Annotated in this window: 21 protein-coding genes and 1 pseudogene; 16 read left to right on the forward strand and 6 right to left on the reverse strand. The window is 41.2% G+C overall.

Annotated elements, in window-relative coordinates; genetic code table 11:
• The first annotated feature begins 3 nt into the window (after positions 1-3).
• The 8 genes from ATS75_RS08140 to ATS75_RS08175 all read left to right on the forward strand — a co-directional run bounded on the left by ATS75_RS08140 (position 4) and on the right by ATS75_RS08175 (position 8,340).
• Positions 4-948 carry a DUF58 domain-containing protein gene (locus tag ATS75_RS08140; protein ID WP_058559961.1) on the forward strand — a complete coding sequence of 315 codons (945 nt, stop codon included), beginning with the start codon at positions 4-6 and terminating at the stop codon, positions 946-948.
• Position 949: 1 nt separating this feature from the next.
• Positions 950-1,387 carry a DUF4381 domain-containing protein gene (locus tag ATS75_RS08145; RefSeq protein ID WP_058559962.1) on the forward strand — a complete coding sequence of 146 codons (438 nt, stop codon included), beginning with the start codon at positions 950-952 and terminating at the stop codon, positions 1,385-1,387.
• Complete coding sequence (locus ATS75_RS08150) at positions 1,380-2,363, forward strand: vWA domain-containing protein (protein WP_058559963.1); 984 nt, start codon at positions 1,380-1,382, stop codon at positions 2,361-2,363. Before ATS75_RS08145 ends, ATS75_RS08150 begins: the two co-directional genes overlap by 8 nt.
• A complete protein-coding gene (locus tag ATS75_RS08155; protein ID WP_058559964.1) occupies positions 2,363-4,270 on the forward strand; it encodes a vWA domain-containing protein in 1,908 nt (635 codons plus the stop codon). Before ATS75_RS08150 ends, ATS75_RS08155 begins: the two co-directional genes overlap by 1 nt.
• Positions 4,264-5,904 carry a BatD family protein gene (locus ATS75_RS08160; protein ID WP_058559965.1) on the forward strand — a complete coding sequence of 547 codons (1,641 nt, stop codon included), beginning with the start codon at positions 4,264-4,266 and terminating at the stop codon, positions 5,902-5,904. Before ATS75_RS08155 ends, ATS75_RS08160 begins: the two co-directional genes overlap by 7 nt.
• Before the next feature lie 63 nt (positions 5,905-5,967).
• Positions 5,968-6,525, forward strand: coding sequence for a sigma-70 family RNA polymerase sigma factor (locus ATS75_RS08165; RefSeq protein ID WP_058559966.1), 558 nt, complete (start codon positions 5,968-5,970; stop codon positions 6,523-6,525).
• Positions 6,525-7,304: a DUF3379 family protein gene (locus ATS75_RS08170; RefSeq protein ID WP_058559967.1), complete on the forward strand. Its 780-nt coding sequence runs from the start codon at positions 6,525-6,527 to the stop codon at positions 7,302-7,304. Before ATS75_RS08165 ends, ATS75_RS08170 begins: the two co-directional genes overlap by 1 nt.
• A 196-nt stretch (positions 7,305-7,500) precedes the next feature.
• On the forward strand, positions 7,501-8,340 hold the full coding sequence (locus tag ATS75_RS08175) for a Tim44 domain-containing protein (protein ID WP_058559968.1): 840 nt from the start codon (positions 7,501-7,503) through the stop codon (positions 8,338-8,340).
• 70 nt (positions 8,341-8,410) lie between these two features.
• On the opposite strand, the gene ATS75_RS08180 is transcribed toward ATS75_RS08175, so the two are convergent.
• From ATS75_RS08180 to ATS75_RS08195, 4 genes are all read right to left on the reverse strand, one after another.
• Positions 8,411-9,601 (reverse strand): amino acid aminotransferase, encoded by a 1,191-nt coding sequence (locus ATS75_RS08180; RefSeq protein WP_058559969.1) that lies wholly within the window; start codon positions 9,599-9,601, stop codon positions 8,411-8,413.
• Between the two features lie 80 nt (positions 9,602-9,681).
• Complete coding sequence (locus tag ATS75_RS08185) at positions 9,682-10,341, reverse strand: GAF domain-containing protein (RefSeq protein WP_058559970.1); 660 nt, start codon at positions 10,339-10,341, stop codon at positions 9,682-9,684.
• A 68-nt stretch (positions 10,342-10,409) separates the two neighbouring features.
• Positions 10,410-12,056, reverse strand: coding sequence for a fused response regulator/phosphatase (locus tag ATS75_RS08190; protein WP_058559971.1), 1,647 nt, complete (start codon positions 12,054-12,056; stop codon positions 10,410-10,412).
• Entirely contained in the window at positions 12,056-12,361 is a 306-nt protein-coding gene (locus tag ATS75_RS08195; RefSeq protein WP_058559972.1) for an STAS domain-containing protein, read from the reverse strand. The genes ATS75_RS08190 and ATS75_RS08195 overlap by 1 nt, the downstream gene beginning before the upstream one ends.
• 143 nt (positions 12,362-12,504) lie before the next feature.
• Between ATS75_RS08195 and ATS75_RS08200 the strand changes: the two genes are divergently transcribed.
• Entirely contained in the window at positions 12,505-12,834 is a 330-nt protein-coding gene (locus tag ATS75_RS08200) for a translation initiation factor (protein WP_058559973.1), read from the forward strand.
• Between the two features lie 83 nt (positions 12,835-12,917).
• On the opposite strand, the gene ATS75_RS08205 is transcribed toward ATS75_RS08200, so the two are convergent.
• On the reverse strand, positions 12,918-13,955 hold the full coding sequence (locus ATS75_RS08205) for an endonuclease/exonuclease/phosphatase family protein (RefSeq protein WP_058560264.1): 1,038 nt from the start codon (positions 13,953-13,955) through the stop codon (positions 12,918-12,920).
• Between the two features lie 427 nt (positions 13,956-14,382).
• Between ATS75_RS08205 and yghU the strand changes: the two genes are divergently transcribed.
• The gene (gene yghU, locus ATS75_RS08210) at positions 14,383-15,219 is read left to right on the forward strand and encodes a glutathione-dependent disulfide-bond oxidoreductase (protein WP_058559974.1); all 837 of its coding nucleotides are present in this window, start codon (positions 14,383-14,385) and stop codon (positions 15,217-15,219) included.
• 58 nt (positions 15,220-15,277) lie between these two features.
• Positions 15,278-16,576 carry an MFS transporter gene (locus tag ATS75_RS08215; protein ID WP_058559975.1) on the forward strand — a complete coding sequence of 433 codons (1,299 nt, stop codon included), beginning with the start codon at positions 15,278-15,280 and terminating at the stop codon, positions 16,574-16,576.
• A gap of 67 nt (positions 16,577-16,643) precedes the next feature.
• On the opposite strand, the gene ATS75_RS08220 is transcribed toward ATS75_RS08215, so the two are convergent.
• Positions 16,644-18,566 (reverse strand): alpha/beta hydrolase family protein, encoded by a 1,923-nt coding sequence (locus tag ATS75_RS08220; protein WP_058559976.1) that lies wholly within the window; start codon positions 18,564-18,566, stop codon positions 16,644-16,646.
• 209 nt (positions 18,567-18,775) lie between these two features.
• Between ATS75_RS08220 and ATS75_RS08225 the strand changes: the two genes are divergently transcribed.
• The 5 genes and pseudogenes from ATS75_RS08225 to ATS75_RS20360 all read left to right on the forward strand — a co-directional run bounded on the left by ATS75_RS08225 (position 18,776) and on the right by ATS75_RS20360 (position 22,260).
• Positions 18,776-20,158 carry an FG-GAP repeat domain-containing protein gene (locus ATS75_RS08225; RefSeq protein WP_058559977.1) on the forward strand — a complete coding sequence of 461 codons (1,383 nt, stop codon included), beginning with the start codon at positions 18,776-18,778 and terminating at the stop codon, positions 20,156-20,158.
• A gap of 226 nt (positions 20,159-20,384) precedes the next feature.
• On the forward strand, positions 20,385-20,666 hold the full coding sequence (locus ATS75_RS08230; RefSeq protein ID WP_058559978.1) for a hypothetical protein: 282 nt from the start codon (positions 20,385-20,387) through the stop codon (positions 20,664-20,666).
• 176 nt (positions 20,667-20,842) lie between these two features.
• Entirely contained in the window at positions 20,843-21,781 is a 939-nt protein-coding gene (locus ATS75_RS08235) for a TolB family protein (protein WP_152996203.1), read from the forward strand.
• 153 nt (positions 21,782-21,934) lie between these two features.
• Positions 21,935-22,060 (forward strand): annotated as a pseudogene (locus ATS75_RS20105) (transposase); the annotation flags it as partial.
• Entirely contained in the window at positions 22,033-22,260 is a 228-nt protein-coding gene (locus ATS75_RS20360) for a hypothetical protein (RefSeq protein WP_152996204.1), read from the forward strand. The pseudogene ATS75_RS20105 and the gene ATS75_RS20360, both read left to right, overlap by 28 nt.
• The last annotated feature ends 114 nt before the right edge of the window (positions 22,261-22,374 follow it).

Raw genomic sequence — 22,374 nt, forward strand, 5'->3', positions numbered from 1 at the left:
GTTATGCAAAGTGAATTAGATTATCAAAGCTGGCTTAAAACCAGTCACAGCCATGGCGTAAACTTAGCGTTAAAAGAGCTAATGTATTACAAAGCAAAGGCGCGACTTCTTGAGCTGGCACCTAAAGTAAAAATTAAAAACCGATTAACTGGGCAATACCTTGCGCCACATAAAGGCCGCGGGATGGAATTCGCCGAAGTACGTCACTACCAACAAGGGGACGACATTCGTTCGATTGATTGGCGCGTAACAGCCCGAACTGGTGAAACCCATACCAAACTGTTTCAAGAAGAAAAAGAGCGCCCTGTTTTTATTTTTACCGATTTTTCTAACTCCATGCTATTTGGCTCAAAGTTATTGCTTAAATCAATACAAGCCGCTCATATAAGTGCGTTAGTTGCGTGGTCGGCTTGTCAGCGAGGTGACCGGATTGGTGGTATTGTGTTTAATCATCACGGGCACTTGGAATTAAAACCCAGTGCACGTGAAAAAGCGGTCTTAAAGCTTTGTCATAATTTATGTGATAGCCACCGACAGGCCCTTGACCACATTGATCAGCCTACCACCAGTCATTTTAGTGATAACCTTAAACGACTCAATCATCTCGCTAAGCCAGGCAGCCTTGTTTACTTGGTATCAGATTTTAGCGCCCTTGATGATGCCAGTTTTAAGCAGCTAGAAATTCTAAGCCGCCACTGCGAACTGATTGGTTGCCACATTAGCGATCCATTTGAGCACCAGTTACCCGCGTTCAAACAAACAGTCACCGTCAGTGCCAATGGCAGTGAGTTTGCACTGCCCTTAATGGATAAAGGCTTTCGCGACAGCTTTGCAAAAACAGCCGAGCACGCGTTTACAACAAGAATGGAAAGGCTGACTAAGTCTGGCCTGAGTTTAATATCATTCGATGCAGCCTCTCCACTCGAGCTGCAATTAGTGAGAAAGTAATATGCAAGCATCTCCCTTAGATGGCCTTCACGATGTCATAGTGCCAGACCACGTTGCTTGGTGGCCACTGGCACCTATTTGGTGGGTTATACTCAGCGCTTTTGTTTTATTAGCGCTTTATGTCGGCGTAAAACTCTACCGCCACTGGCAATTCAAACGAGCGAAACGTTACGCCATTTCACAAAGCGAAACGCTAGCAAACGACAGCGCTGCATTACACATTCTGATCAAACGCCTCGTTCTGCACTATTACAGCCCAGAACATGCTAGTTCATCGACCAAACAATGGTGTAAAACACTCAACAAACTCACAGGGCAGCACTTTAGTGAGCAAGAAATAATGAGCTTATATCAAGCAGAAAACGTACGACCTGAGTTAGCCGAAAAGTTAAAAGCAGGCATTCTTAAGTTCAAACTAAAGGAGTCACTGAATGTTTGAATTTAGTTGGCCCTGGTTGTTTGTTCTATTGCCGATCCCTTTACTCATTCGGTTTTTAAAACCAGCAACAGATGAAACACACGCACGGTTGCGCATCCCCGGGTTTGCAAAACATAATTTAACACGCCAAGGCACCATAAAACATGTCCGTGGGATCCGTGTCACCGAATGGGTGGTGTGGGCACTTTTAGTCTGCGCGGTTGCAAACCCAACGTGGCTTGATGACCCTATAACACTGCCAAATGAAGGGCGTGACATTATGCTTGCAGTCGACTTATCTGGCTCTATGAAAGAGCAAGATATGGCCTATCAAGGTCAATATGTGGACCGTTTAACCATGGTAAAAGCCGTATTAAGTGAATTTATTGAACAGCGTCAAGGAGATAGATTAGGGCTTATTTTATTTGGCGATACCGCATTTTTACAAACTCCCCTCACGCGTGATGTTAAAACAGTGAGCAAAATGCTGTCCGAAGCGCAAATCGGCCTCGTTGGTCGTGCCACCGCGATCGGTGATGCGCTAGGTTTATCCGTTAAACGTTTTGCCAACAAAGATGAAAGCAACCGAATCGTTGTTTTACTGACTGATGGCCAAAATACAGCGGGCAATTTAGACCCTGAAGAAGCACTGCTTCTGGCACGCGAAGAAGGGATAAAAGTCTACACCATTGGCGTTGGATCGGATAACCCTCGCGGCTTTAGTTTATTTAACATGGGAAGCAGTGGTAGTAGCTTAGATGAAAGCTTACTTCAGCAAATTGCAGAGCAAACTGGCGGACTCTATTTTCGCGCTAAAGATGTAGCAGGCCTGCAACAAATTTATCAAGAGCTAGATAAACTTGAACCCATTAGCGCGGATGAACAAACATTTAGGCCACAAAGTTCTCTTTTTTATTTCCCATTATTACTCGCGTTATTGGTTATCAGCCTTCGCGTTTTGCTGATCACCGGCCGCGCATTTAAGCAGGAGGTCTAATGGACTTTGAATTTATTCGCCCCACTGTTTTATGGCTACTAATTCCTGTTGCTGTACTCTTTATAGTGGCACTAATTAAACATAAAAAAACCAATCAAGGTGAGCTAATCGCCTCACACTTAGCTCACTTTGTAATGAACAAAAAAAACCAAACAACAGAACACCCTATGTGGTTCGTTGCGCTCTTTTGCATTTTAGCCATTATTTTTAGCGCTGGACCCAGCTTTGAAGAAAAACAAGTACCTGTATTTCAAAGTAAAAATGCCCGCGTTATTGTAATGGACATGTCGTTATCTATGTACAGTACCGACATTGCCCCAAACAGGCTTGTTCAAGCGCGCTTTAAAGCCCTTGATATGGTTGAGTTATTTAAAGAAGGTGATACAGCTCTGGTTGCTTATGCAGGCTCGGCCTATACTATTTCACCTTTGACCAATGACGCTACAACGCTTGAAAACTTAATTCCAAGCTTGAGCCCTGATATTATGCCAGACAAAGGCTCAAACATACTCGCAGGGTTAGATGAAGCGAAAGAGCTGTTAACTCAAGCGGGTTACCTCGAAGGCGATATCATCTTAATTACAGATGGTGTTGAACAAAATGAACTCTCTGACATAAACCGGTTTAGTAGTTCTAGCCGTTATCGCTTAAATGTCTATGGCGTAGGCACGGAACAAGGTGCCCCTATTAAATTACCTGAAGGTGGGTTCATTAAAGACAAGTATGGTCAAATTGTTGTGCCCACTCTCAATGTGTCACAATTGTCAGCGATAGCAAGAAACAGTGGCGGCCAGTTTTCACTTTACCAGCCAAACAACACTGATATCGCCGTTTTTGCGCCCAGTGCGAATGCTGAATTACTGAAAGATGAAAAACAAAGCAAAGCCCTTTGGCGAATTGACGCAGGTATGTATGGGGTTGTTATGTTGCTACCCATGATGCTTTGGATATTTAGAAAGAGTGCTCTGGTAGGCGTATTTGCATTACTCAGTTTTCTGCCAACAGACACAGTATATGCCGTTGAGCTTCCCAGCATATTTAAAAACCAAAACCAACGTGCATTAGAGGCCTATCAGCAAGGCGAATACGAACAAGCCGCAAACGATGCTCAATCAAAGCAAATAAAAGGGGCAGCCCTTTATCAGCAAGGAAATTTTGATGCTGCATTAGATGCATTTAGCCATGATAAAAGTGCCAACGGGTTTTATAATTATGGCAATGCATTAGCAAAAGCCGGACAACTAGATGAAGCAATTGCTGCCTATCAACAAGCACAAAACCTGCAACCTAATTTCCCTCAAGCCAAAGACAACCAAGCCCTTGTTGAGCAGTTGAAAAATCAACAACAGCAACAAAATCAAGACTCGAAAAACGGTGAACAAGGCGAGAGTCAAGAGCAAGAAAACGAGCAAGGCCAAAATCAGCAAAGTCAGGATGACTCACAGCAAGGTGAACAATCTAAGCAAGATTCACAGTCACAACAAAACGATCAACAAGGCAAGCAATCTGACGAGCAAGATAAGTCACAAGACGGTGAACCTTCTGCTGGGCAAAGTGATGAGCAAAATAAACCTGATATGCAGGCCGAGCCTGAGCAAGCACAGCAAAGCGAGTCGAATGATTCACAACAAGCGCAAAATGAAGAGCAGCCTGAACCAAGCGAGCAAGCTCAGCCTAAAATGAGCCCAGAGCAACAAAAACAGGCTGAGGAAGCTGCAAAACAACAGGCAATGCAAGCTCAAAGCGCTCAGCTGACAAACGAAGAAAAAGAAAAAGCCCAGCAACTGAATCAATTGCTACGGAAAGTGCCCGATGACCCCGCTATCTTATTAAGAAACAAAATGCAGTTAGAAGCACAAAAAAGAAACTATCAACGTCGTCCACAAGGAGTCGAAAAATCATGGTAATGCGATTATTTTGCTGTTTATTGCTTATCAGCGCTATGCCCTTGTGGGCAATGACCCAACTACAAGCCAGTGTTGATAAAAACCCGGTGTTAGCGGGTGAATTTTTTATGCTCACAATCAGTGCTGATGACACAATAAAAAATGATCAGCCCGATACTTCTGCGCTACTAAAAGACTTTGTTGTCGGTCCAATGAGTGTGAGTACACGAACAAATATTGTGAATGGCAGTATATCAAAACAAACCAATTGGTCTGTCAAACTTATGACCCGTGAGGCAGGCGATTATACGATCCCTTCGTTTAATGTTGCAGGCATTAGCTCCCAACCTATCGCATTAAAAGTGGCAGAGCGAAGTAAAGAGACAGAACAAAATAATGATATTTTTATAAAATCATCCATGTCATCAGACTCTTTGTTTGTCCAAGAAGCCGGGGTTTACACGGTTAAGCTTTACCTTGCTAAAGAATTACTTGATGGTAATTTGACTGCCCCAAGTATGCCAGATGCACAACTCAGTCAAATTGGTAAACAGCAAGAAGAATACGAACTGGTTGATGGTAAACGCTATTTAGTTATCACCCGCGAATATTTAGTGCAGCCGCAAAAAAGTGGGATTTACACGATAGATGCACCTGTTTTTCAAGGACGTATCCGTCAAAACTATCGCCAATTAGAGGTCTCGGCGATGGGGGACAGTACCATGATTGAGATTAAACCTATACCCAGTGATTACCAAGGCGCTTGGTTGCCAAGTGAATTAGTTAATTTAGATGAACAATGGCAGCCTGATAGCGATACTGTTGAAGTCGGCACTCCAATCACTCGTACACTGACGCTCACGGTGTTAGGGGTCACAAAAGAGCAACTGCCTGACATTGAACTGGCCGAAGTGCAAGGGATTCGCAGCTACCCCGATGAAAAAGAAAACAATCACCTTGTGAGAGATGGCAGAGTTATCTCTCAACAAACAGCATCCTATGCATTATTGCCGCAAACACCGGGCACGTACACCTTGCCAGAAGTCAGTGTCCCTTGGTACAACACAAAAATTAAACGCATCAGTTACGCAACACTGCCAGCTAGAACCATAATAGTAACACCCAGCAGCCTGACAAATGCAACGGCACCTGTTCCTGTGCAAGCACAACGGGTAAATGAACAATCTCAAGCAGAGCAACCTGTTCGAACTGTTCAAATCCATAACACCCCATTATGGCTTATCATTACATGCGCCATTGGGTATTTGCTTTGGTTAATCACACTTGTTTTATGGTGGCGCAATAAAGGCACGCCTTCGTCAGATAAATCGCCTGATACTAAAGTGCAAGGTGACAGTACCGCGACTTCTTTAGCCCGCTTGCAAACGCATGCGAAAAATGCAAACTTATCTGCATTCCACCATGAGTTAAATTGTTATGCCAAGCTGCTAACTCAGCAATCGAGTAATGCGATTGATGCTCTAACACAACAAATTAACGACGAGCAATTAACACAACAAGTGGCTAAACTCAGAGCTGCGCTCTATAGTTCACATGATGATACTGTTGAACTGGCTTTAATTTTAAAAGTACTTGCAGCAAATAAAAATAAAAAACGGACAAGTCAGCACGCAACATTAAAAGGACTTTATTAATATACTCAATTGGTTGCATGATATTTATGCAAACTAAAGACTCCTTAATATAAAAAAGAGCTTATGCCGGGAAATAATAATTCTAAAAGTCAGGTCTTAGTAGATATGACAGAGAAAAAAGCACGCTATGAAAAGCTTGTTCACGTTTATCATAGCGAACTATATCGTTTTGCTTATTGGTTATGTCGTGACCCTAATATTGCTGAAGACCTTGTCCAAGAAACGTTTTTACGTGCTTGGCGTGCGCTTGACTCTCTATTAGACCAAAAAGCTGCCAAGCCATGGCTACTAACGATTCTGCGCCGAGAAAATGCTCGACGCTTTGAACGAAAACAATTTGATTATAGTGATGTAGATAACGACACCCTTGTTGATGACAAGCACGTCACACTTGATGACGAAGTAGAGCAAACAATTGTTCAGCGTCAAATAGCTAAATTGCCTGATGAATACAAAGAGCCTTTGCTTCTTCAGGTGGTTATGGGCTGCTCAGGGGAAGAAATCGCGAATATATTAGATTTAAACAAGAACACGGTTATGACTCGCCTCTTCCGTGCAAGAAACCAACTGAAAGAGGCTTTAAGCCGTGATGATGAACAACTTAAAGGGGCATCAAAATAATGGATGATCTCGAGTTTCGTCGCCGAGTAATCGCACAACCTCATAATGAGGATCAGGATATTGTTGACTTTGCAAAACAAGACCCTGAACATCAAAAATTCATCGAGCAAATGCAAGAACTTGATGATTCATTAAATCAAGCATTGGATATCCCTGTGCCGAAAGGGCTCGCTGATCGTATTTTAACTAACACACCTGAGTATAACGATGACCATAGTGCGCCTGACAACGCAAACCTCGAAAGTGAAGCCGTTGAAGATAATGTAATTAACGCACAATCACGGTTTAAACTTGGTGGGGCGCCACTCGCGATGGCGGCATCATTATTTGTTGCTATTGGTGCTTTCTTTTTTACCAGTAACGAGCATAACGTTGCATATGGTGCGGGCGAACATGCGCTTACACACGTATACCATGAAATTAACTCACTGGAAAAAAGTACCGAAATAAGCCTGCAAACAGTCAACGAAAAGTTTGCTGAACTTGGTGGTAAATTAGATGAGTTGCCCGGTAAAGTGACGTATTTAATGTTTTGTGACTTTAAAGGGCAACGAGGTTTACACCTGGTATTCGAATCTGACTATGGGCCAATGACCGTGTTTATTGTGCCTTCAAAAGCGCAATCCTTTGGGATTGGCGACAGTGACTTTAGCGACCAACGCTTTGCAGGTCACATCGATCGCGGCCCTGATGCTGATACGATACTCGTTGCAAGTCTCGGTGCGCCTGTTGATCAGTATACTAATCGTATTAATAGCGCCATCCGCTGGCTACATTAAATAACTTACACGTAACAATCTCAACTACTGCTACTTTTACAAAAGTGGTAGTAGTTGATTTAATACACAGATTTTGTATTTAATATCAACAAACGCACCCTATCCGTTTAGTTTTCATGCTGTTTCTCTTTGTACCTATTTATCCAATCTATGAACTGATTTAGAATCTACTTTCTATATTTTTTTGAGGATATTCATGAAAAACCTGATTGTTATTTTTTCTTTGTTAACAGTGTTCTTTACTGCAAGCTTTGATGCAGAAGCACGGAAAAAGTTTGGTAGTAAAAAAAGTGGTAAAACCCCTGAAACTCAACAAACAGCACAAAAGCAAAAAACCGATACCAATACAATCGCACCCGCCACAAAGCCAAAATCAAACAAGAAAGGGATCATGGCAGGCATTTTTGGTGGATTATTAGCGGGTGGTTTGATTGCAGCTATGCTGGGCGGTGACTTTGAAGGGATGCAGTTTTTAGAAATGTTATTACTCGCAGCAATTGCGTTTATTATTTTTAAATTAGTGATGGGTGCCATACGCCGTAAAAATGCCCCACCTCTGGCACATGCTCACGCAAACCATAATGCCCCACAAATGAAGCAAAACATGGCTGAACAAACCAGTTCAACCGGCTTCGGTCAACCAAACAATGTACCATTTAACCTGCCTCCAAACTTTGATACCAATGGATTTCTTCAAGGTGCTCGCAGCCATTACCACACCCTTCAAACAGCGTGGAACAAGGCTGACTTTAGCACGATGGCTGAATACTTAAGCCCAGAACTTGTTGAAGAGTTTAAAGCAGAGCGTGAAGCGATTGAAAGCGTAGAAACAGAAGTTATGTTTATTGATGCAGAGCTTGTTCGTGCCGACACGGACGCAAAAAAATGGCAAGTAAGTGTTCGCTTTAAAGGTAAATACCGTGATTTAGGCGATAAAGAAGAGCATGCAATTTTAGAAATTTGGCATTTAGAACGTGCAACACGTGATGATTCACCGTGGTTGATCGTCGGGGTTGAAGATTTAATAGACGCATAATGAAACACATATAAAAAAACCGCACTTCATAGTATGAAGTGCGGTTTTTTTTATTATATGACTAGTCGTATTACTTACAAACGTCAGCTACGGCGTTAGCAAAGTAGTCAATATTTGCTTGGCTTATACCAGCAACATTAACGCGGCTAGAGCCTACGATGTAAATACCATACTCTTTTTGTAAACGGTCAATTTGCTCTTTATTAATACCTAAGAATGAGAACATACCATTCTGACGGTCAATAAATGAGAAGTCTTGCGCAATGTCTTTGGCTGCTAAACTGTCTTTAATCAACGTACGTAGACCGTTAATACGGTTACGCATTTCATCCAGTTCGCTGTGCCATTCTTGAGTAAGCTCAGTGCTACCTAAAATAGTATTAACAATGTCAGCACCATGTGCTGGCGGCATTGAGTAGATGCTACGTACAACACTTAGCATCACTGAGTTAGAGATATCAGCCGATGTGCTGTCTTTAGCGATGATTGAACATGCGCCAATACGCTCACGGTATAAACCAAAGTTTTTAGAACATGAAGAACAAATAATTAGTTCATCCACTGCATCAGCTAAAATACGTAAGCCATTTGCATCTTGCTCAAGGCTTGCACCAAAACCTTGGTATGCAATATCAACAAGTGGCGTAAATCCTACTTCTTTTGCAAGTTCTGCAACCACTTTCCACTGCGCTTCATTTAAGTCCATACCGCTTGGGTTATGGCAGCAAGCATGCACAAGTACCACATCGCCTTTTGGTACTTGCTTAAGCGTGTTGATCATTTCATCAAAGAGTAAGTCTTTATTTTCATAATCATAGTACGGGTATTCTTTAACCTTCAGGCCAGCTGCTTCGAATAAACTGATGTGATTTGCCCACGTCGGGTTAGTAACCCAAATCGTTGCATCTGGGTTACAACGTGCAACAAACTCAGCAGCAACGCGCAATGCACCCGTGCCACCAGGCGCTTGTGCTGTACGTACACGATTAGCAAGCAAGGCTTGATGTTCGCCTAATAAAAGGCTTTCCATTTTCTGACAGAAATCTAAGTTACCTGCAAGGCCAATATAAGATTTACTTGTCTCGTTTTCTAAACGAAATGCTTCTGCTTTTTTAACGGCGCTTAATACTGGCGTATTGCCTTGCTCGTCTTTATAAACACCAACCCCTAAGTCAATCTTATTTGGGTTAGTATCTTGCTTATAGGCCGCCATAAGGCCAAGAATAGGATCTGTTGGTAATGGTTTTAAAACTGAGAACATTGACTATCTCTTATCATTATTTAGGGGTTAGCTGTTGCACTTAGCTTAACATAAAAGGTCACTAGCATGGCTAGTGTTATTTACACTAAAAAGTGAGGAATTTTAATACAACACGCAATTAATAGCGCAAGCGTTTGATCAGTGAAAAAATCGTTATTAAATGCTTCACCATCCACAATACCGATGCAATTATTTTGCTCATCAAAAAGCGGTAAACAGGCTTCTGATTTCACCTTGGGATCACAGGTATAGTATTCGCCACCAGCGGCTAAATAATGCTCAACATTATTAATGACACGACCTTTACCACTTAAGGCAACTTGTACGTTATTACTGCCTGCCGCAAATGCATCAGTTAACGGAAACAATGGTCTACTTGGTGCGCCAAAATAAGCAAGTTTAAGTAATTGCAGCCCTTCAGTGGTTGTAGTTGCTTGGTAAATGCCATACCAATCGACCCCTGTTTGTTCCACCACATAATCAACAATACGTTGTAACTGTGCCAGTTTATTTGAGGACTGGGCATCTTGGGCTATGTAATCAGATAATTTAAACGGCTCATCTTGCAAATAGCCAAATAAGCTACATGCGCCCCCTTCACCTAGCTCAGGAATTTGATACTGCCAACGCACATCAGGGAGCTCACTTGAAATTAAAAAGTCTTCAAGTTGGGTAAGCGCTAAAGACACCAATTGCTGCGGCACATTAAGTTGTGCAAGTGATAAATAAGAAGAAACCATCTAGCCGTCCAAACATCCAAATAAAGCAAAATAGTAACATGACATTTGGCCGCACGCTAGCGTTGAAGCTAAGTTAGCTTATAACACATTTCTATCTGGTTTCCTGAGGCGTTATAAGTTACTTGTTCAGCAATTTCCTCAAGCAATGATATCCCTCTGCCATGCTCTCGCGATAGGCTGAGTCCTTCATTATTAGTGACTTCATGACCATTACCTGAATCACAAATCGTAAAATACAAACATAAATTTTCTGGGTTGTAGCGCATATCCACAATTATCATCGCCCCTTGCAAGCTGTTTAGAGCTGCTTCGCGTTGTTGATAAAACTCTAAAAAACCATCTTCTTGATTTTTAATTTCAGAATCAAGGCCAAGCAACCCATGATCTACCGCATTGTTGTAGGCCTCAGACAAAAGTAAAAATATATCAGAACGGTGTGCTCTCAACCCGCTTATTCGAGTCAAAACATCAACAATTTCTAATACCGGATCCGTGGTTTTTATTTGCGTCGAATTTAAGCTTAAAGACATATTAAATGGCAGTGGAGAATAACTTTCTTGCTCAACTTCTTGCTGAGAAACTTGTAAGCAATTAAACAACACAATACTCAAATCATCTTGTTGCTTTTCACCTTGGGCAAAGTGAGCAACATGATCAATAATATCATCACATGAAATACACGGTTTCTTCGCAAGTAAGTCTATAAAACGGTCTTCACCAAAGTAGTCTTCTTCATCATTTGTTGTTTCGATTATGCCATCTGTGGCTAATACAATTCTCATTGCACTGTCTACTTCAAAATGAATCAGCTCACGTTCAAACTCATACGTTTCTAATATGCCCAATGCCATATGCTGTGATTCTAAGGTTTTAAGTACTTTCCCTTGCTGATTTATCACATAGGCATCAGGTAACCCACCCAGCCAAGCAGAGACACTTTTGCCAGAGCTACTGAGCTCAATAATGGTGGCAGCGCAAAACATATTCCCCGGCAAAAGTTTAGCAAGTAATGTATTAATTTCATTCGCAATATCATTAACAGCCATGCCCTTATTGACCATAGTGTAAAATACTTTAGAGGTGGGTAAAGCCCCTACTGCCGCTGCCAGCCCATGACCAGTAAAATCCCCTAACATACAATACAAACTGCCAATAGGGCTTTGTGCAACTAAGAACATATCCCCATTGAACATAGAGGCAGGCGATAAATGAAAGTCGATGTTATCGGGAAAGTCATGTTGATTTTCAAGCGCATTATTAAAAATGTGCTCAACAATATCGTGTTCACGCTCGGTTTGGTTATTGTGATATTCCAATAATCTATTTTGTTTTTGTGCTTCAAGGCTTAGTTGACGAGTTCTGCTGTGGGCTTTTATTTTTGCTGTTAAAATTATTTTATCAAACGGTTTATGAATGAAGTCGTCACCACCAAGCGCCAAACACCGCTCAAAACTTTCTTTATCTTCTAAAGAGGTGATGAAAATAATAGGGAGATAAACATCTTTACTGCGTTGTTTTATCTTAGGTGCCGTTTCATATCCGTCCATTTCAGGCATGATTACATCTAAAAGCACAATATCAATTGGGCCGCTATCGAGCACCTGAAGTGCTTCAATACCGTTACACGCCGTAACTACATCGTAATTTTGTTGCTCAAGCATAATCCTGAGCAAATCCCGATTAAGCTTTTGATCATCAACAACGAGGATACGCATCAATCAATATCAAACTTTTTATCAAACCGTGATATTTGCAGTATTTTCTTTAACTGTGGTTGGCAATTACTAATACAAATTGAATCGACAGCGCTATCCAACGTTTTTTTCATATTGAGTAACATACCAAGGGCTGAGCTATCCATATAATCCGTTTCGCGCAAGTCGATTACCACCTTGGTTGTGTCACTACCAATGTCAGCATAGGCTTGTCTAAACGATTGCACTAAATTAAAGTCGAATTTACCTTTGATTTGAATCGTTAATATATTACCGTCTGTCGATAATGCTTTACTTAAACTCATTGTTTACTCCATATTGAAAACGTAATCCGTTCTAATTGTTAATATAAACGCATACGCCTATATACGCCAAAAATAAAAGCACGTTAGTGGAAATTTGTTATTATGCATGTCACAGATATTTATTTTTTCATAATAGGTTTAGCATGAGTGATAACAATCTCGTTTATTCAACAGAAACAGGTCGTATTAACCAACCTAAAGAAAGCAAAGAAATTGTAAGCAAGGTATTTAAGGATGGCGCTTTGCGCATTGAACGCCAAACCAAAGGCCGCAAAGGCAAAGGCGTTATGCTTGTTGTTGGTATTGATAGTGAACAACATGATCTTAAAAAATTAGCAAAAACCATTAAAAGTAAAATGGGTCAAGGCGGCGCGGTTAAAGAGGGAGTTATAGAAGTGCAAGGTGATGACCGTGAAAAACTTAAAGCCATCTTAGAAGCCTTAAAGTTTAAGGTCAAAATAGCTGGAGGCTGACGCCAAAGGCGCTCGACAAGGCGCTTAGGAGACAAGTTAAATGCCCTAATAAAGCCTGAGCGCCATTCACTTTAACCCACCCTTTAGCTTCTTAGTCCACAGGTTACCATCACAACAGCATGATCTGTGCTTTGGTCATCGGTCTCAAAATCAGGGTGCGTTAAATGTCTATCGTATGTACTGTATGCAACAACATCATAAAAGCTATTATGGTAGCCAGCATCGAATTCGCACGACAGTAAAATATAATCAAGCACTGAGCTGTTTGCGCCAAAATAATGTGTGGGTGTGCGTGTTGGTTGTGTTTCATCACCCCGCGTACCGTCTACATGATCTAACTCATTGTTAGCCAGTGATTTCACATACAAATCCCACGCATCATTGAGGACATATTTTGCAAGATACGCCTTGGAATCAAATACCGATCCAAACCGTAAGCGGTTCGTCAGTAAATGCCCCAATACACCATCACTAAGGCTATTATTAAAGTCGCCCATTACTATTAGTGGATTTTGTGAACTCTCCCGTCGAGTGATTATTTCTGACATTAACAGTGTCGCTTCGCTGCCACGTTGCACCGTTGCTCCCCAGCCACCTACAATTTGTGCACGTAATTGCTCAATAAACCTTTTTTCTGGCGTAACATCATTATGCTCTGCAATGTCGATGGTTGAACGTTTCGATTTTAAATGAACAACATAGCAATCCGTTTCACCTAAGTGTGGTAAATCAATGGTTGCACGAAGCACTTTACGGCTGTATCCAAAATCAGCATTTAAGCCCAATGCATGTATAAGTGCATCGTCATGTTGCACGCCGCACGTCTGGGTAATAGGGTAACGGGAAGCAATAGCAACAACTGGCCGTTTATAAATAAAGTCATCAATTATCTGGGGATCACCCACTGTGGTAAAGTAGGGATAACCCGCTTCGTATGAAAGATTTTTGAGTGATTCAATACTAAACACCTCTTGAAAAGCAATGACATCCGGTTGATATTGCTTTAGATAATCAGTAATCCAACTCTGTTTTTTAGCCCATTGATGCGCAGTATAAATTTTCTCAAAATCATAAAAAGCATTTGGTGGCTCAAGATAATTAAATAAATTGAACGTTGCCATCTTCAGTTGGTTGTGACCAATATCACTTAATGCATCTTCGCTAATTTGCACCGATTCACTGTCCTGTTGTATTGAATTACAACGGATAATAAACGCCTAGAAGTTAAAAAATCAAAATTTAATGCTAAAAGTTCAACATCAAAATGCAATACTGATTTATTACAGTCAGTAATCTAAATACACAAGACATAGTTTTTGCACCTTAATAACATGAATTTACATGCCAACAGCTTGTTTTACACATGTGAACCCAACGTAGTTGGCGGTTAAAAAAGCCATTGTAAATAACTTTGTTATCTAAAGTTAAAGCTAAATTATATGCTGGCTACTTTAACCCTGCTTTATTTGGTCAAGTTGATCATTTAGGATAAGAAACGCGTAGTGAAACTAATACCTAAAATTTATTAGCAACGATTAAGGATTCCCGATGAGTGATAACGATTATACCCCGCCACAAGTATGGCAATGGGATGCAAACAATGGTGGCGAGTGGGCTAAAACAAACCGCCCAGTTGCTGGCGCAACTCACCAGCTAGATTTACCCATAGGTGAACACCCTTTGCAATTATATTCGTTAGCCACTCCTAACGGCCAAAAAGTAACAATAATGCTCGAAGAACTTTTAGAGCGGGGCTTTAACGAGGCTGAGTACGACGCTTATCTGATAAAAATAGGTGATGGAGACCAATTTTCATCTGGCTTTGTTAGTGCTAACCCCAACTCAAAAATCCCTGCATTAATGGACCATAGTACCTCCCCTGTCACGCGCGTTTTTGAGTCGGGTGCTATTTTACAGTATTTAGCTGAAAAGTTTGATGCGCTAATACCACGTGATCACACCAGTAAAACAGAATGCCGCAACTGGTTATTTTGGCAAATGGGGTCAGCGCCTTACCTCGGTGGCGGGTTCGGTCACTTTTACGCGTACGCTCCTTACAAAATGCAATACCCTATTGACCGCTTTACTATGGAGGTAAAACGCCAGCTAGACGTGCTCAACCGTCACTTAAGCGATCATGACTACATGGCTGGTAGCGAATACTCTATCGCCGATATAGCTATTTGGCCTTGGTATGGCAACTTAGTATTAGGTAATCTGTATGATGCTGCCGAATTTTTAGATGTCCAGTCATATACACACTTACATCGCTGGGCAAAACAAATAGAGCGCCGCCCAGCAGTAAAAAGAGGCATTCGCGTAAACCGTACCTGGGGCCCTGATGAAAATCAGCTTGCAGAGCGCCACAGTAAAGATGATTTTTAAAATCATCTTTACCTTTAACTCGCCCTATTCATTTCATAATGCGTAAATAAATTTTCGTATGAAAAAGCTCAGTAAAGAAGACATATACCAAAGGCTCAGCAACACAGAAGACGCTAGAGCATGTAAAGCCATAGATGAAGCGGCCTGCAAAGTTGTACCAGGTAACTTCATTACACTTTTGGTCAGCCAGCTGTTTAGCAAATTTGCCGATGCCCTACTCAACCCTAAAGTTACTTTACCTTGGCTATTGCATAGTCTGAATGTACCCAGCAGCTTCATCGCATGGCTAGTGCCAATAAGAGAGTCTGGCTCCATGCTGCCACAACTTGCCATTGCCAATATAATAAGACAATGTAAAGTCAGAAAGTGGGTGTGGGTTGCTGGTGCACTCGTTCAAGCTGTATGTATCATCGCTATGCTCATCAGTGCATTAACCCTGACGGGTCATGCTGCTGGGTATACAATTATTGCTTCGCTGATCGTATTTAGCCTTGCTCGTGGCTTTAATTCAATTGCCTCTAAAGATGTTCTTGGCAAAGTAATCCCAAAACAACAAAGAGGTAACATAGGCGGCCTTGCTGCCAGTTTTGCAGGCTTTGCAACCCTGACGTTTGGTCTTGGGTTATGGTATTTACAAACACGCGGGTTTGAAAATGGCGTATACATTGCCCTTATGCTGGCCGTTGTTATGTGGCTGTTTGCCGCGCTGTCGTACAGCCAAATTAAGGAATATAAAGGGGCCACTGAAGGCGCTAAAAATGGTTTATTGCATGCGTTATCAAAATTGACGTTGCTGGTTGAAGATAAGCAATTTGCTCATTTTGTTTTTACTCGCGCATTGCTGCTGTGCTCCGCTTTAAGTGCGCCTTTTTATATTGTACTTGCAAGCGAACACGCGTTCGACTTTTCATTGCTTGCTACCTTTATGGCTTTATCAGGGCTTGCAAGTTTGGTTTCAGCGCCCATATGGGGAAGATTAAGTGACTTATCCAGTCAGCGTGTATTGGTGTTTGCCGCACTTTTAGTCACGTTAAACGGATTTGTTGTGTACGCCATCGCTCATTTTAGCCCATCGATGTTAGATGAGTTTTGGTTATTACCCCTGTGCTACTTTTTCCTCACCATTGCTCATCAAGGTGTCAGGCTTGGCCGTAAAACTTACTTGGTTGATATGGCACAAGGTAACAAACGCACCGACTATGTTGCTGTGAGCAATACGGTGATCGGGCTGGTGTTATTAATTTTGGGTAGCGTAGGCCTGCTCAATGCTTATTTATCAACCGCTGAACTGATTTTATTCTACAGCCTACTAGGTTTAATGGGTGCAGTGAGTGCATGGCGATTACCCAACACCTAAGACTCATGCTAAACCCGTACTGAGTTAGCTCACCAAAATAAAAAAGGCGACCGTGGTCGCCTTTATGCTAATTTTTTAAGTGTTTATCAAAAAAATTGAGAAACGCTTGCAACGTTTTAATTCGGTAAGGCTGGTGTGACAAATAATGATCGCCATCTTCAAGTTCAATGTAGGTCACGTCTTTCCCTTCATCACTGAGCTCGTCTTCCATTTCACGGCTATGATACACAGAAACGATGTTGTCATCTGAGCCATGCAACAATAACACTGGGCGATTTATTTCTTTTGCAAAATTGACCGGGGAATATTTTTCCAGCTCATCATCGTCGGTACCAAATTGCTTGCGCACAATCTCTTTATTAGTGAAATAGCGTGCTTTTGAAACAAGGTATTCCAAGTCTGTGACACCCGCAAAGCTTGCTGCGCATTTAAACGTTTCAGGGTGCTTAACGACGGCCATTAATGCTGCATAACCCCCATAACTTGCGCCACCGATACAAATTTTGTCTTTATCAGCAATTCCTTCGTCTACCAACCAAAGCGCGGCATCTTGAAGATCGTCTTGCATTTCTTTACCAAACCCTTGCACTGAGGCCATCATAAAGTCATGCCCATAGCCACTTGAGCCTCTAAAGTTGGGTTGCAACACCGCATACCCATTGTACGTTAACAGTGCAGTCCAGTAATCAAACCCGGCATAATCACGTGCCATAGGGCCACCATGCGGAAACACGATGGTCGGCAACTTATCTCCCGCTTTATAACCCACTGGTAAGCTTAAGTAGCCCTCAATCGTCAGTCCGTCTCTGGCTTTGTAACTAATGTGTTTTTTATCAGTGTAAACCGTGCTATCAATATCTGGGTAAGCATTGGCAAATACCACCAGCTCGCCACTATCGCGGTTACCTAACATATAAGTGCCGGCACTGTCATCACCGGTTAAATAAATAACATATTGGCGCTGGTCATGGCTGGTATCGATAATATCCACATCAAACTTTTCACTGGGCAACACTGAGCGAAGAGACGTGTGCAGTTTATTTAAGTCTTCATCCCAGTAGCGTACACCATCCTCAAGTTGAGAATGGGTAAATCCAGCCACATTATTCGTCAGTGAAGAATAGAAAATAGAGCCGTCAAAATCGTAATTATCATCACTAAAGATCAACTCTTTCTTATCGTTGGTTAAATCCATTTTATACAAAGCATCACGGCCATCTTTCAGCGCGGTGTAATAAATAACATTTGGGTTTTTATCAAACCCTAAAATACGTACGCTCTCTTTGCTCAATGCAGAAAAACTAAATAGCGTTTTGCGCTTTGCTCTGTCTTCGGTATATAAAACATACTCAAATTGATCTTCATCCATTTTCATTGCTATACGCACATTGCCTTGCCTATCAGCAATCCAGTCGATGACTTGGCTTCGAGCGCGCTGCACTTTTTTCTTGCGAGAGGTGTTTAAATTAAGCTCATACACCGCAGGCGTGTTTGCTATATCGTAATCACCCTGAACTAAAATAGTGTCTTTTCGTTCGGGTAAAAAACTAATCACTTGATCGCCAAATTGAGGCTGGCGCTCATCACGATTAAAGTTGGGCCTTATAGCGAGTTTTACGTCTTCTTTCTCTTTTATGTTGTAGGCATACATACGTGTGGAAGAGTACTTAGGCCCGCCAAACTCACGCTTTATGTAACGCGCCCCTAACAATAAAACCTCATCATTAGCCCAGGTGTACCAATCAAAGAAAATAGTGTGATTATCTGAGCGAATGATTGGTGTGAAATCTTTCTTTTTACGGTCATAAACCATTAACACCAATTCACCATTGACGTTACGAACAAAAGCAAGGTTTTCGCCATTGGGGGAAAGCTTTAATTGGCTAAAGGCTTTGAGCGATGCAAATGCCTCAACAGGCAATGCGTTTTTTTGGCCAGCTAACGCTATAAAGCTTAGTAATAATAACAAAGCAGGAAGTATAAACTTCATAGAAAGTCCATTTAAATTATTGTTGTAACAGCAACTTTACCATAGCCATAATGGGGACTTCCAGATTTTAGTTTTTTACTTTCTGGGTATTTCACCCAAATATCAATGCTATTTATTACACTTACTTACAAAACTTAAATTGAAAACCGACCACATTGGTGAATACTGTCTGTAGACAAAACAAACAATAAAATTAAATGGAATTAAATATGCTCAAAACATTTTTAGCCACGTCAATTCTTTTAGCATCTCCGCTTGTACTTGCAAGCCAGCAGCTGTCTATTAAAACAAGCAATGAATTAATAACCACAGACACCTCAATGGCATTTGCCTATAACGATGAATTACAACAATTGGCGCAAGTGGATTTAGCGAATAACCTTAATTATATGCTCACACTGCCACAGCATTCTTTGGGCTTTGACACGGCTATACTAGCTAACAAGCAACACCCTCAAGCATTAATCTTAACTACAGATGGGGTCTACCTCAGTGAAAAAGATAAGAGCGTTTTATTATTTAAATATGAGTCCGTTTTAAACCGCTTAGACAGTGATAAATTTACCAAAGTAAACTTTATCATTGATGCCAACAAAGATGGTTTAAGCGATATTCTTTTGCCAGATATTGAAAAAAACACCTTGTATATTCAGGATCAACAAGGGCAATTTAACGCGCATACTTTTACTAAACAAGCCCAATTTCGGGGAGATTTTAGAGCAAATCGCTTTAAATTAGATATTGATATTAGCATTGCCCCACAAGTGTTCGACTTAAACCAAGATGGCCTGACTGACTTAGTCTTCTCAAACAAAAAGAACGCCCAAGTATTACTGGCCAATGAAGCGGGCTTTGCACACAGCACCTCCTATTTAGACTTCAACATGCAACTTGGCAAAACACCGGATGGTGAAACCCTCGAAATTGAATCACTGCTGGATATAAATAACGATGGTTTTGTAGATCTTATTACCAAAAAAATCCCTGATGTTGATGGCATGGACGCGATGAGTGCGACCGTTCACCGTCAACTTCATATGGGATTAGCCGCGGGTGGCTTTGCACAAAAAGCAATCAAACTGCCTGAGACCAGTATGATCGGCAATATAAAGTTTGATGAAGATTTTGATAATGATGGTCTAATGGACCTACAACGATTTAACATCGATTTTGGTTTTGGCACCATCGCGTCAATGGCCATGGGCGGAGGCGACACCGAGGTAGATGTTGAGTTTTCTGTGCATAAGCAACTCACAAGCGGTCAATTCAGTGAAGACCCAAATGCCGATTTTGAAGTAGAAACGCCCCTTTCAATGTCTAACAACTCATCACTCAAGCCATTATTTCTGGGTGATATAAATGGTGATAATAAGCTTGATGCCATCTATAAAAGCGGCAGTAAAACGCTGTCAGTCTATTATGGTGAAACCACCGATTTATTGAGCGCCAAGCGCAAGAAAATCAAGCATAAATTACCTGAAAAAAATCACGACATCCTACTGCTCGATATTAATAATGATGCAAAAAAAGATTTCGTGTTTAAATTTACAGACGAAGACGGCACTAGCACGATTAAAACCGTCATTAATTAACAACCAGTATACCGTGCTTATTACAATGTATCTGTCGTATAGCGACGATTGCTATACGACAGATTTATCAGGCCGGCGCGCATATCAGACCGGGCACTTTAACGAATAAATTGAGTGATCAAACAATTGCTTGCTCACATATACATTAAAATGCGCGTTAGTTCGGGCAGAAATATACGCAATTCACACATTATTAACTGGTTATTCGCACAAGGAGTAATACGTTTTGCTAAATAAATTAATTGCACCATCGCTACTCGTTTTATTATCGGCCTGTGGCGCAACGCAAGCCCCACCCTATCAAAAAGACAGGACACCCGAGGCTAGAGACCAGTATTCTGGCGTGCAGGGTATGGCGCAGTACCAAAAAGATCAACGTTACCTCGCCAATAAGGAATTATCTGCTCAATGTACGCAAGCTAAAATTGACTTAACCATAGCTACAGCAGATAAAAATACCCGCGAGATAAAAAAACAAAATGCGTTAATTAGCAATAGCTGCCTTTAATACGCGCCAACACGCGCTTTGCTTTTTAATGTAGCCTACGACTATTTGCACTTTCTGCAAGAAGTTAAGGAGATGAGGCAATGTCGATTTAAAGTTATAATATTACTCCTTGCTTTAGTCCCTTTTAGTTATGCAACTGAGCTAAACGCAAGCTTATGAGAAGGAAACGTTTTACGATGACTCATAGCATTAGAAAATTAAATAGGTTAGCTTTTTTACCTTTATTTGTAGTTTTATTCTCTGGCTGTCAGATAAATAAACAACCAATGCTTTCTTCGTACTCCATTGTGTATTCATCACATGGAGCAAACGGTAGAGAAATTTATTTGATTGATGAAAATGGAGAATCGGGATTAAAAGTAACAAGTCAAACGGGGTATGACGGTTATCCTTCAGTTTCACCTGACGGAAAACGCATTGCATTTTATGGAAAATACGATAACCGTAAAACCTGGTCGATTCATTCTATAAATGTCGATGGTGAAAATGTCCAGAGATTGACCAACGTAAAAAATGTATGGGATAGTGCACCTACTTGGTCTCCTGATGGGGAAATAATTGCTTTTGCCCGAGAGTACCAAGATCCACAAAAAGGATGGCAAGAAGAGATTTGGCTGATGAATAACGATGGTAGCAATCAACGCCAGATAAAAGCGCTAAAAGGCCGCGCACCTTATTTTTTGCCTGATGGAAAAATACTCTTTCACTCTAAAACAGGTCCAAGCCAAATTTGTATAGCGGATATAGATGGCGGCAATCTCATAAAGCTTACAAATAATGATGCAAACGATTGGTCTCCAAAAGTTTCACCGGATGGGACACAAATCGTTTTCGTATCCAATCGAGATGGCAATCAAGAAATATATACAATGAATATTGACGGCTCTCAGCAAAAACGTATCACATTCAATGAAACTGACGATTGGGGGCCAATATGGTCCGATGATGGATCAAAGATTTTATTTACTTCTGACTCCATTGATTCCCTTGTTGTCTATAAAGTGAATAAAGATGGGTCATCAAAGGAAAAGATTATAAATAATGGTTCACAACTAGCCAGAGTTAAAAATTTAAACAAACATAGTTTAGAAAAACTCATTAAAACACAGCCATAAAGACTAATAATCATCGAAAAAGTGCAGCTAAAAAAGATTAACCTAACAAATTTCACTTTGCACTTTTTCGAACACCTGCTCGTATCATCTGTAGGGTTACCAAAAAGTTCAACGTTTCCTCGCTAAGAATGATTGGACAGGTCTTTTTGCCTTATGACACTTAACTGTGATGAATGTTTACAGCGTTACTTACAACATGTATTGCCAAAAGGGTTTATGCGTATTCGGCACTACGGATTTTTGGCAAATGCGTGTCGCAAACCAAAGCTAGCCCTGATAAGGGCTCCGGTATCAACGTAACTCACCCCCTTGAAGCCGAAAGCAAATACAGAAAAATGCACCACGGCTACCGCTTTGGCCTTGTCAGTCAGCAAGGTGAGTATATTACGATTTATTGGTGTGATGAATTTAGCTGTCGTGAACAACGAAAAAGCGTGAGCGAATTAGCAGCCATGGGCTGCATCAAATCAATGAGTTAACCTGCTTAACTGCTTAGGCTGAAGCGACTGTGTGTGGTGAAAATATCATTGCTTAACCATTAAATATTAGGTTTAATAGGGACATAATAAACACTGAGTAATGCAGGTATAGCT

The organism is Pseudoalteromonas sp. H105, assembly GCF_001469215.1.
GTDB lineage: Bacteria > Pseudomonadota > Gammaproteobacteria > Enterobacterales > Alteromonadaceae > Pseudoalteromonas.